A 12,245-nucleotide genomic window follows, 5' to 3' on the forward strand; every position below is an offset into this window, starting at 1 on the left:
GTGTACGGGATTTAACCGATGGATTTTGAGCAAAGAAGGGGAAGCATCCCCCTCTCCAAATCTCTGAGTCTTTGCCTTTCTAGCTCCACATTCCTATACTTTGGGGGTCGCGGTCTGGATACCTAGAAATAGGAAAATTATTACTTATTTCTGTTGGGCCACATTGATTTAATGGCTCATCTATATCGGTTTCATTTGAGCTATCTACGGCGTAGTTTTGCACGGTGTCCGATCTTTCGGCCGCGGCAGGAAGGGCTTTTTGTTCTTTGATTTCAGATTCAAGCGGAATGAACTCCAGACGCATTCTAAGTTTTCCTTTTGTCCAGTCTTTGCCAGCACTTAATAGCTCGCAATCCAGACCGTCTGAAAATAATTTTTCGTCTACCAATTTCGCCTGCATAATTGCCATAAATTCGCTGACTTTGAATGTACATTGATACATCAAAGCACTGGTAGGGGCAGAAACAACATCGTCTTCTTGGGGAAATATTGGCGATTCGTCCATATTAATTGTCCTTATTTTAATGAATGAAGGAAGTTCGGCAACAGATTTTGTAACGGATGCAACGGATGTCACGGATGTCAGGAAGACCCAAGTTAGAAGAAGGAAGAAGGGTCTTCGGCGAACATTATCGGATAAAAAAGGGAAGAAGGAAGATGGAGTTAATTATTAGAATCTCGCTGGTTGAGTAAGGTGGGAATTGCCCACCCTACAAGCGGAGATGATATTAATCCCGATTCTTTGACTTATCCTGTTCTTCTGTGGCCCATTGGTGGATCAGGAATTAGAAAAACCAACCGTAGGAATGTAAACCTTTGCCTAACAGATTAACGCCTAGATAGCAAATCCAAACTACCACAAAACCTGTGGCGGCTAAAATTGCTGGGCGTCTTCCCTGCCAGCCGCGAGTAATGCGGGCGTGCAGGTAGGCAGCAAATACCAACCAAGTAATTAGTGCCCAAGTTTCTTTCGGGTCCCAACTCCAGTATGATCCCCAAGCTTCGTTAGCCCAAACCGCACCGGCAATAATGCCAACTGTCAGTAAAGGGAATCCTAAACCGATGATGCGATAGCTAATGTTATCAAGAGTTTCTGCTAGATTCAAGCGCTGGGGCGATAGAAGTTCTGCGGTTTGAGTTGGGGCGGTTGATGCGGTTTGAACGGTGGCTAATTCGAGCACTGCGGTGGTGCCTAAACCGTTATTGTTGGAGTTGAAAGAGGGTTCGCTGAAAACTAAGGCGCTGTCGGCGCTGGTTTCTGCATTTTGAGGTTCGGGGTTTTGAGGGCGTTGGAGGCGGTAGTTGCCGTTGCGGTTGCTGTTGGTGCCGAAGGAACTACCGGTGAGTTCGATTTTTTGGCCGCGGGTGACGATTAAAAAGGCGATCGCCAGTAGCGCTCCTACCATTAAAGTTGAGTAACTAAGCATCATGACGCTAACGTGCATCATCAGCCAGTTTGATTTGAGGGCGGGTACTAGGGGCTCTGCAGATTGCATGGTTGCGGGCAGAGTCAGGGCTGCAAAGGCGGATATTGCCATTGCTACGGGGGATGTGGCTACTCCTACTAAGCGGGAACGACTCATGTTTTCCGCGACTAGGTGGATGGCGGTGATTCCCCAAACTAGGAAAAATAGGGATTCGTAGAGATTGCTTAAGGGGAAGTAGCCGGCTTCTATCCATCGAGAACCGAGTAAAGCGGCGATGGATAGGTTGGCGACGGCCATTCCTGCTGTTCCTAGGGCCCCCAGGTAGGGAATGCCGGGGAATGCTGCGCCAACCCAGTAAATGAGCATTGTTGAGAACAAAACGGCAAAGGAGATGTTGTCCAGCCAGTTCTGGAGTACAACCAGATCCATAAAAATTACTCCGGTAGTGTTTTTACTTATTTTTGCTAACTAGATCGATCGTACTGGGGTTGGGCAGTTTTGGGTTTGGGATTTTGAATTTTTGTGGCAATTATGAGTGGTTGGCGGTGGTTGAGGTGCGAGTGGGCGATCGCGCGGACGCATCAAACAAGCTACTATTGACCCACCAGACGAGTGTCACCCCGTCAAGTCACGCTTGTTGATTCTGGCTGAGGGCTTGAGGTTGGACGAGTTCCAAGGAAGGAAACACGGAATGCTGATGGGCGAAATTCGATCGCCGATTAACACAATTAGGACTGACGCACGGGGGGCCAGAAACCGGGTTTTTTTAGAAAAATCCTTTGTTCGTACTCGAAGATTAAGTAAAAAAACCCGGTTTCTTTGTCGGGAGTGCGTCTAGGACTGAAAATATAGGATGTTTTTTGATCTGGGGCTATCTGGAATCCTTTAGAATTGATTGAGCTGATTACCCATTTGCTGTTTTTGCAACCAGCAAAAAAACGGAAGCCCCGGACAATGGTTGTGGATACTCCCCAAATTTTAGACTAAAGCTCAACCTCCCAGATTTATCAAGGCGAGTCAAATCTAAAATCTAAAATCTAAAATCTAAAATCTAAAATCGACTGACGGTTGGATGAGTTGCATAGGTTAGAGGAGAGGTTGGGTTAATGCGTCGAGATTCAATATTTTACAAGTTATTTCAAGAAGCTCCGACGCTGCTGTTTGAGCTATTGGAAGAGTCACCATCGAATGCGGAACAGTATCGATTTGACTCCGTTGCTGTGAAGGAACCGAAGTTTGAAATTGATGGGGTGTTTTTGCCACCGGATGCTGAGCCGGGAGTTGTATATTTCTGTGAGGTGCAGTTTCAGCGGGATGAATTGCTTTATGAGCGATTGTTTGGTGAGTCGTTTTTGTATTTTTATCGCAACCGTCAGCGATTTACAGATTGGGAAGCGGTGGTAATTTATCCGAGTCGATCGACTGAACAATCAGAAACGCATCCGTATAGAGCGCTCTTGAACTGCAATCAGGTGCATCGGGTATATTTGGATGAGTTGGGGGATATTGAACAGTTGCCGCTGGGGGTGGCGCTGATGGCTTTGACGACGATCGACGAAGCGAGTACGCCGGAAGCGGCGCGATTGTTGCTGGCGCGATCGCAGCGGGAGGAATCTGAGGCAGCGAGTCGCGCCATAATAGAGATGCTGACGACGATACTGGTTTACAAGTTTACAAATTTGAACCGAAGGGAGGCAGAGGCGATGTTAGGGATTACGCTTGAGGAAACTCGGTTTTATCGGGAAGCTAAGGAAGAAGGCATTGAGCAAGGTATTGAACAAGGCATTGTGCAAGGGATTGTGCAAGGCCGCGAACAAGAAGGAAGAGCCTTGATTTTACGTCAGTTAAATCGCCGTCTGTTAAATCGGCGAGTTGGAACATTACCGGAATCTATCACGACTAGAATTGCTGATTTGTCGATCGAGCAAATTGAAACTCTAGCAGAGGAATTGTTAGATTTTCAGTCGATCGAGGATTTAGAGGTTTGGCTGGAGAATTTGCCGCAGGGAGATTGATACGAGGTTAGGAATTGCACTTGAGGGGGCGATCGGGCCATTTACGCGCACCAACACATCAAACGTACCCCCCCTCTATTTCCTGGGTTTTAGGGTTCTTTTGGTGCATCCGCCGTTGCTGAGAGGATGTTCAGGGTGCGATCGGGCATTCTTCCGGCGATTTAGAAGCTGATTGATGATGGTGGAAGATGTTTTGGGCGATCGCAAGCTGTTCTACATTTAAATTGTGTGTTAAAAATCAATAAAACTTTTGTGGGACGTGCTTCTAGCCTGTCCCGAATTTCCAATTTAAATGCTCCACAGCTTACCCACAGACTTATGTTAAATTAGACCTCTTGCAAAAAATAGCTAAGACGGGCAAGATGGCCATTCCACAAGAAAAGATGGGCGTTGCTGAATCCAGGTCTGAAACGATCGCAAAAACGCCGAAAGAGCGCTCTAAATTGCGATCGATTATACCCATATTCCCCAACGCCGCCGATCGAACTCTCGCACAATTAGCCAACAGTCGATCGACTAAAACAAACCTTATTACCAAGGATTGCCAATCATTCTAAAAGCAGACCAATAATAAGGATGAGAGAAATTCTGACTCGTCGTGTTTGCCAACTCCGGCGGTAACGGCAGATTGCCAACAGAAGTGTGCAGCATCCCCCCTTCAATTCGCACTTCTCCCCGCAACATCGCTAATTGCGCTTGCCGCAGTGCTTCTGCTTTAATCGGAGCAGTTTTTAACCGGCCGTAAAACTCCGTCATCAATCCTAAACTGCCCTCGTCGCTGACATACCAAAGAGTCGCCATAGCCGATTTAACCCCGGCTTGCACGGCTAACCCGCCAAAGCCCAACTCGGCCTCTCGATCGCCCACAGCAGTCTTGCAAGCACTCAAAACTAACATTTCCACTTGCGGGCTGTGCCAATTCATTTGCCGCAACTGATCCAAACGCAATTTAGTATCCCACAACTGAATAAAGGAGTGGCTGGGGTCTCCCGATCGAAATTCGGCGTGGGTAGCCAAGTGAATCATCCCAAAAGGCTGCTGCTGGCGCTGCGATTTCAAATTGGCCAGGGTGAAAGCTTCATTCAAGAAAGACTTACCCGGCCACTGCTGCGGGGTGATTGTCGATACTTCTATTTCCACCGCAGGCAAAGGACTCATCTCTGGAAATTGCGACGCCCCCATTGCCAGAACTTGGGTATTTTTGAAATTGGCGGGGCTGGTATCTGTCAAACTCAGACTCGGCATCGATCCAACACTGTAACGCTCTACCAGAAAGCCTTTGCCGTCGTGCAGGGCACCCATCGGTATCGATCGCAACCCCATATCTGAGATAAAAGATAAATTCTCAATGCCTTTGGCTTGCAGTTCTGCTTCGAGCGGCGCTACCATCCACTGGTAGAGTTGCTGAGCTAAGGGCAAATAACTTTTAGTGTTGCGCTTTACCGGATTAGTCAGTTCATCGCGAAATTTCCGAACAGCTTCCATTACCTGGGCGCGAGAGGTTCCAGGGATGCGCTGGCGAACGGGTACGCCTTCCGGCGCGATCACTATCATTTCCAGTTCGTCAGAAGCTTGGATTTGCTGTTCTACGCGCAAGATGGACGAACTGCTGTCAGGCCGATCGACTGTAGAACCCCTGGGTACAAAGCTGATATAAATGAGAGCTGGTTTGATGCCTGTGGCTTGTTGGACACTGCGAAGGGTATTTTGGGCATCTTCTAGGGTGGCGATCGTATTTGTTGATGGCAAATTTAGGTAATCGGCAAACTCCCTGGTAAATCTCTCCTCCACGGGAAAAATAACGGCATCGACGTTAGTTGGCAAATTGGAAGCGTCAAGATTCCCAGACGCGGGAGGTGAAATGCGCTGTTGCAAGGAATTAGATATCTGGTTTTGCTCTTGCAGGCTGGGCGAAAATAAACGATTTGTGCTGGGTGGCTGGTTTGCTGCGAGCTCCGGTTTCGGTATCGGTGCGAGATTTATCGGCGCAGCAACAGGCGCAACCACTGGATTTTGAGTAATGGTCGGTGCTGGTGGCACATTTGAGACTGGTGCTGGATTTTGAGTAACAGTTGGTGCTGGTGGCACATTTGAGATTGGTGCTGGATTTTGAGTAACAGTTGGTGCTGGTGGCACATTTGAGACTGGTGCTGGATTTTGAGTAATTGTCGGTGCTGGTGGCACATTTGAGACCGGCGAGGGATTTTGAGTAATTGTCGGTGCTGGTGGCACATTTGAGACTGGTGCTGGCGCGGGCGCTGGTGCTGGTGGCAAATTTGAGACCGGTGCTGGATTTTGAGTAATTGTCGGTGCTGGTGGCAAATTTGAGACCGGTACTGGCGCGGGCGCTGGTGCTGGCGCTGGTGCTGGCGCTGGTGCTGGTGCGGGCGCTGGGGCGGGTGCGGGCGCTGGGGCGGGTGCTGGTGCTGGTGCGGGTGCGGGCGCTGGTGCTGGTGCTGGTGCGGGTGCGGGCGCTGGGGCGGGTGCTGGTGCTGGTGCGGGCGCTGGTGCGGGTGCTGGCGCGGGCGCTGGCGCGGGTGTTGGTGCAGGAGTTGGCGCTGGTGCTGGCGCTGGTGCTGGTTCCGGTGCTGGCGCGGGCGCTGGCGCGGGTGTTGGCGCTGGTGTTGGCGCTGGCGCGGGCGCGGGCGCTGGCGCTGGTGTTGGCGCGGGTGTTGGCGCGGGTGTTGGCGCTGGCGCGGGTGCGGGAGCGGGAGCGGGTGTTGGCGCGGGTGCGGGTGTTGGCGCTGGTGTTGGCGCGGGTGCGGGTGTTGGCGCGGGTGCGGGTGTTGGCGCTGGTGTTGGCGCGGGAGCGGGTGTTGGCGCGGGAGCGGGTGTTGGCGCTGGTGTTGGCGCGGGAGCGGGTGTTGGTGCGGGTGCGGGTGTCGGTGCTGGTGTCGGTGCTGGTGTCGGTGCTGGTGTCGGTGCTGGTGTCGGTGCTGGTGTCGGTGCTGGTGTCGGTGCTGGCGATACTGAAGAAGCCGTAATGTTAATTTGGGTCGGCTGTACTATCTGAGGGTCGGGGCTGAAATAACTTCCCTGTGTAATCACATTTTCCTTCTTTGGACCCCCAGTGGCAATGCTGCCAGCAGTACCGTTGAGTCTGTTATAGTCTGGCCCGACGGCGAAAGGAGTGTTCGAGGCTTCGCCACCGTGGCGAATGGTGATATCTCCACCATTGGCGCTACCAGTCGTGGATGCGGAAATGCTGCAAGCTTGCGACAAGCAGTTGTTATCGTTTGTGAAAGTGCCTGTAGCTAGGAAATTACCGCCGGCTGTAATGTCAATCTCTCCTCCGCCTGTTCGGCCTTCGGTGTTGATATGGGTTACTTCGATATCGTTGCGGGCGTTGAGAGTGACTGCGCCTCCTTGTTTTTCTTCGGAGTTGGCGTCTATGAACCCTGTTTGAATGCTGCTTGAGGGTGCTGCAATACTAACGTCTCCGGCGTTGCTGGTTTTGTCGATCGACCCTGCGTTGATATTGCCTGTTTCTACTTTTCCTGTACGGCTGGTGACGGTGATGTTGCCGCCTGCGGTGGTGTCGGAGTGGGAGTCGAGATCCGCAGTGCTAATGTCTCCACTAGCTTCTAGGGCGATTGGGCCACCTTGGGAAGTTGTCAGGTTTCCGCTGACTGCAATGCTGTTGGCTGCTTGAATGTCGATCGCCCGAGCGTTTCCATCTTTTAGTGCAACGTCCCCCGCCGCTACGGCTCGGTTAGACGCCGTGAGTACCACTTCACCGCTGGCATTGACGCTGATGCCTGTGGCGTTTGTTTCACCGATGCCTGTGAGCAGTTCGGGCAAGGATGCGATCGAGAATGTCGAAGCTGTGCTGGATGTTTCTGTGCTGCTGGTCGCTGAGGGCGGCTCGATTTCCAAACTCAGCAAATTGCCTCGCTGGCTGACGCGCACTAAATTTGTCCCGGAGACTGATGCTACGGTAATTTGACCGTCTGGGGCAGAAAGGCTGCCTGTGCTGACAACGGTACCGCCGAGCAAGGTTAAGTTCTGTCCTGACTTGACTGCTAAGTCTGCCGTGCTGATAATTGCCCCTGCCCGATCGGCCCCAAAAGAAAAGGAATTGGGCGCGCCTGTCAGAGATGTGTAAGTGCTACTACCGACAGCGTTAAACGAGTTAGAACCAAATCCAATAGCGGTGGCGGTGGTTGCGGTGAAAGAAGCCGGCACGTTTAAGCTGGCACTGTTGCCAAATATGATGCCGGATGGATTCATTAGAAACAAGTTAGAATTGCCGCCGGTTACTTGAATTAAGCCGTTAATAATCGAGGGGTTGCCGCCGCCTATTCCCGCTAAAATGTTGCGAATGTTGGGGTTTGATATAAAGTTGGCAATCTGATTTTCCGACAAGCCGAATTCTGTAAAGCTGTGGAAGAGATTTTGTCGATCGCTCGATAATTGTCCGCCTTCAATATCGAAGCGAGTTTGCTGCCCAGGAGTTCCGTTTTGGGCTGCAGGAGTGACGGTAGTACCCGTTGCCTCCGCCGCTGGAACAATTGTTTGAGCTTCCGCTTTTGCTTGCAAAAAGTAAAGGTTTATTAAGATAATTGGCAGATAAACTGCCAGTTTGCTTATTCTTTTTTTGGACAGCAATTTAGCCTTTATTTGAATAATATTTTTGGCGGTTTCCATAGGTTTTTAATCGTAAAATATATACACAGAAATTATGTAAATAAACCTAGTTTCTCTGAAAAATTGGAGTTAAAGGCTGTATATTTATGAAGCTACCGGGTTTCGGACTGCAAGTGCGTTCCCGACTGACTTTCCCGACTCACTGAGGAAAATTTCCCTGTAAAATTTGCCTCTGCATTTGCAATTCCCCGAGCGTATCTTCTCCACAATCTAAATATAACTCGCAATGCCTAGAAGCTGTATCTTCCGGATGACATATAAAAAAAGCTGGCTTTCCTAGACGCACTCCGACCCCGAGAAACCGTTTTTTTACATTAGTGAGAGTTTGAAGGAAGTATGGCCCTTTAAAAAATCGGCTTCTGCGCCCAGAACTGACCGATAAAAATCCAAGGAAAATTTTTTTCTTTTCCTTTTATAAAAAAGAACAAAAAAAGCCGGCTCTACAATTGCCGACTGTTAAAAATATGACAAAAATAAGAAGTCCAGGACGCAACGCGTATATAAAGTGTAGGGTGCGTCAGAAACGGTCGATTGCTTCTTCATTCCTGGACGCAGAAACCCTGTTTTTTTACGAAAACACTTAGTTGCAGTCCAAGGCTTAAAAAACTCGGTTTCTTTGGTAGTCCTAGACGCAAGGCTGCATAGAAACCGGGTTTGTTAACGAAAATAATTAGTTGCAGCCTGCAGAAACGATAAAAAAACCCGGTTTCTTTAGTATTTATCCGTAAGTCCTGTCCTTGCTTCTTGCTTGTTCTTTCTGGCGGCTGCCTTTCGGTTTTAATCTGTCGCCCTGTTGGTATTTAAGGGGGTGTGCAGGCGGATTTGTGGAAGGATTTAAGAGTTAATTGGGTGAAGTTTGGACAGTGGGCGAGGGACTGGGTGAAGCAGGGCGCGGTGAAGCAGGCCGCTGTGAAGGAGTTGCAGAAGGAGTGGATTGGGTGGATTTTTTGAGACCGACAAAAACGTCATAACGGGTGGTACGATCGCCAATGACGGCCGCTGTAACGCCGATCGACCGCGTGGCATCAATCCACATTTTTTGGCTGGGAGGAAACTCCGGTAAAGCTAGGTTTTTGGGGTTAAACGCACTCTCGGTGTCGATGAAGAAATTGCCGTTGTGGGGTTTAAGTTGCGATCGTACAGTTTTCTGGAACAGTTCGCTGCTTAAAAGCGGACTTTTCGGTGCCGGAACGATTGTATCAACCACTGGAGCTCCTACTGTCATAAACGCTACATCGTTCATCCAACCGCGAGTTACCGTAATCCCTCCAAACGGCGATGTCCATTTAATCGCCGGTTTGCCGCCGACTTGAATTTCCTCCACTCTAAACCCTTTCATTTTCATCGTTTCATCAAGCTGTTTCAGGGATTTGTCGGCGGCGCCCCGGTTGTTTGTTTCCACCATAAATACAAATCCGGCAGCAAATTTTTCTCTGGGATTCTGGGCGGGGGCTGGTATTAATGATAGAGAAAATTCTCCCGCCATCCAGTTCATCAAGTCTTTATCTAAATCCAGGCCGGTAGTGGATTTTAAACCTGTGCGTAAAACTTGGGGATTAATCGGGGCAATCGGGTTCGCATCGGCTCCCAATACGTAGTCTTGCCACAAACGCTGCAAGTTGCCGCCGGATACCATCATTATTGTATTGCTTGGCAGGCGGTTAGCCATTTTTAGAGCATTGTTTTCTACTGCTATCCTTCTGGTAGAATCTGGTTTCAGCCAAGAGACTGATTTGAATTCAATTCCTTCTGCATCCAGCGTCGCTGTGGTGGCAAATCCTTGATTTTGTTGCAGTTTTTCGAGGCTTTCTGGCGAAATTTCACGGGCTGAGTTGGCGGCGGCATAGGCGGCGGCAACGGGCATATTGACGTAGATTTGACCGAAGGCGCCCGGACTTTTTATTTTGTCTATGGCGTCTGCATAGCCGGGGGTTTTGGCGAGGGAAGGTTCGCCTTTGTAGGTGTCGATTATTCTGTCTGTAGCGCTAGAATCTGTGGTGACTGCTAGATAGCTTGTGCCGAGTACCGCGACTGAGAAATTGCGATCGGGTACGCCTTGAGTTTCTGTGACTTGGACGCCTTTATAATTACGCTCAACTATTTTTCCTTGGCTGAGAGGCCTGGGTTTTGTTAATAATTCTTTGGCTTTGATCGGGTTGGCAATTGGCAAGATAATTGCCACTGACTGTTGAATTGGGGGAGATGGGGGCGTGTTGGGTGCCGGCGAGGGGGCTGGTATAGCTATTTTGTTGCGGAGAAAGGCTACCATTGCAGTGTTACCCACCCAGGGTTGAATGTCTTGCTGGTAGGCGTAGCCGTTGCTTGTGAGAAGGCGATCGCGCATTTCGCTTAAAAACCTTTCAAACGAAGCTTTTGACTCCGGCGTGCCAAACTCTCGCAGTCTATTCCACTGCGATTCATCGGTGCTGAGGGATAGGGCCATCATCGTATCTTGCGGGACAACGGTTGCCCCCGCCGGCAAATCTTTGGCGGGCCCACGGGAAATGACGAGGTAGTAGGTGACAAAGCCTAAACCGATCAGAAGTGTGGCGGCTCCGATCGTAAACAGCAGGGAAGATTTATCTTTCTTAAACATTATTCGTAAGGTTCTGGTGCTCGCAACATGATAGATTATTTTCTTGGCTCATGTAACAGATACATTAGCAGATACATTTAACCGGGCAAATCTAGGAAACTCGAATTTACCCCTCCGGGCGCAACCTGAAAAACAGTCCTTACTTGAATCGCACAGCAGGTTAGGTTCGTCTAAGGAAACCCAACACAAAAAATGTGGCAAGACTTTTTTGAAATGGTATTAACTGAATCAGTTTCTTGCCTTAAAGTCTTTAAAGATAGTTTGAAACGAGTACATCAGCCGGTGGACATCGTTTGTGGCTCTAGGAAAAATGTTGAGTTCCCATTTTTTGCGAGCAGTAGTTAGCAGTTTTGCTACGGGTTGGGAGTAACTGTTAGAAATGAAATAGCTGCCGCCTTCATAGCGAATATCTGAGGCTAGTCCGATAAAAGCACCAGCCATTTCTAGTTTGAGTTCCGAGGTGCTGTGTTCAGATTTTACTGCTAAAATTACCTGCGAGTGCCGGGGTTCGCGGTTGAGCAAGCGACAGATATTTGCTTCTTTTTGGGACAAAATTAACAGGTTGCAGTTGTGCAGAACTCCGGCTCTACCTTGGACTTTTACTCCTAGGTGAACTTCCAGGGCTGGTTTGTCGGGAAATTCCACAACAGCATGAGTGTATGGATGTGCAGTTCCGTGGATTTTTCCCGCCGTTTTTCTAAATGTTAAATATTTGGGCGTTTCGTCGTCTAAAACGTTGTTGTAATAAATAGTACCGCCTTCATTAGCAACTGCTTTTAGCAGAATAGTGAAGAGGTATGTGTCAAAAATTCTGGCTTGTTCTGCCGCTGTGTTAAAATCGGGATCGATCGAGCTTTTTAATTTGCTTTTAATTTCGGAATTTATGGCGTAGTTGCTGGGCCCGGATGGCAGTTTTTCGAGCAAGTGCTTGAGGGCGATCGCCTGTTTGTGACGGGGGGCTGTGACGCTGGAGGTAAACTCGATTGTTTTGGCTGTTTCTGCACCTGAATTCGCAAACGTAATTTTTGTGCCGAGGGGAGAGGTTTCTGATTCTACTTTCAAGAAATAAGCAATTTCGTCTTCCATTTCGGAAGTGTTCACAGTCGCTTGCTCGACAGCATCAATTAATAGCAAAAGTTGTTCTTTTGCGGTATAATCTTCTATCTTGAGCAGGGGTGTTTTTCTTTTGAGCGATCGCTCTTCTATTACTTTGCCTATCTCTACAGTATCCGCTACTTGTTCAACTACCCAACCCAAATTAAACTCATTCAGAATTGCCGCCAGTTCCTGATAGAGTTTGGCGTACTCGATCTCGTCCATAATTGTTTCTGCAGTGCCTACTATTCTGATTATACAAGCAGATTTGATTTTTTGGTCAATGGCTGTTGAGCAACTACGCAGATTGCCTGTAATGGCGGATTGGGCGAGTGTTCGAGTGTTCGAGTGGGGAAAATCTTTGTCTTGGCTGAACATCCATCCGTTACATCCGTTAAATCCCCTACATTGCTGGTTGCCGAACTTGCTGCTGCTTGAGAGAGACAATTGGGAGTAAGCTATTCT

General features: G+C 49.1%; 8 protein-coding genes. 3 read left to right on the plus strand and 5 right to left on the minus strand.

The features are described 5' to 3' along the window. Positions 1-79: 79 nt before the first annotated feature. Positions 80-505 (minus strand): KGK domain-containing protein, encoded by a 426-nt coding sequence (locus QUA33_RS08970; protein WP_333148183.1) that lies wholly within the window; start codon positions 503-505, stop codon positions 80-82. Positions 506-785: 280 nt separating this feature from the next. Further along, complete coding sequence (ccsB, locus tag QUA33_RS08975) at positions 786-1,856, minus strand: c-type cytochrome biogenesis protein CcsB (protein ID WP_333148186.1); 1,071 nt, start codon at positions 1,854-1,856, stop codon at positions 786-788. A gap of 677 nt (positions 1,857-2,533) precedes the next feature. Here ccsB and QUA33_RS08980 point away from each other — a divergent pair. Together QUA33_RS08980 and QUA33_RS08985 are read left to right on the plus strand one after the other, a co-directional pair. Then, on the plus strand, positions 2,534-3,442 hold the full coding sequence (locus tag QUA33_RS08980) for an Rpn family recombination-promoting nuclease/putative transposase (RefSeq protein ID WP_333148187.1): 909 nt from the start codon (positions 2,534-2,536) through the stop codon (positions 3,440-3,442). Positions 3,443-3,804: 362 nt separating this feature from the next. Beyond that, positions 3,805-3,999 carry a hypothetical protein gene (locus QUA33_RS08985; protein WP_333148189.1) on the plus strand — a complete coding sequence of 65 codons (195 nt, stop codon included), beginning with the start codon at positions 3,805-3,807 and terminating at the stop codon, positions 3,997-3,999. Here the strand turns inward: QUA33_RS08985 and QUA33_RS08990 are convergent. The 3 genes from QUA33_RS08990 to QUA33_RS09000 all read right to left on the minus strand — a co-directional run bounded on the left by QUA33_RS08990 (position 3,974) and on the right by QUA33_RS09000 (position 12,005). Continuing rightward, a complete protein-coding gene (locus QUA33_RS08990; RefSeq protein ID WP_333148191.1) occupies positions 3,974-8,089 on the minus strand; it encodes a CHAT domain-containing protein in 4,116 nt (1,371 codons plus the stop codon). The genes QUA33_RS08985 and QUA33_RS08990 overlap by 26 nt on opposite strands. Before the next feature lie 841 nt (positions 8,090-8,930). Continuing rightward, a complete protein-coding gene (locus tag QUA33_RS08995) occupies positions 8,931-10,685 on the minus strand; it encodes a DUF3352 domain-containing protein (RefSeq protein WP_333148194.1) in 1,755 nt (584 codons plus the stop codon). Between the two features lie 228 nt (positions 10,686-10,913). Next, complete coding sequence (locus tag QUA33_RS09000) at positions 10,914-12,005, minus strand: hypothetical protein (protein WP_333148197.1); 1,092 nt, start codon at positions 12,003-12,005, stop codon at positions 10,914-10,916. 13 nt (positions 12,006-12,018) lie between these two features. Between QUA33_RS09000 and QUA33_RS09005 the strand changes: the two genes are divergently transcribed. After that, positions 12,019-12,237 carry a hypothetical protein gene (locus tag QUA33_RS09005; protein ID WP_333148199.1) on the plus strand — a complete coding sequence of 73 codons (219 nt, stop codon included), beginning with the start codon at positions 12,019-12,021 and terminating at the stop codon, positions 12,235-12,237. Positions 12,238-12,245: the final 8 nt, after the last annotated feature.

This window comes from Microcoleus sp. Pol14D4 (assembly GCF_036701245.1).
GTDB lineage: Bacteria > Cyanobacteriota > Cyanobacteriia > Cyanobacteriales > Microcoleaceae > Microcoleus.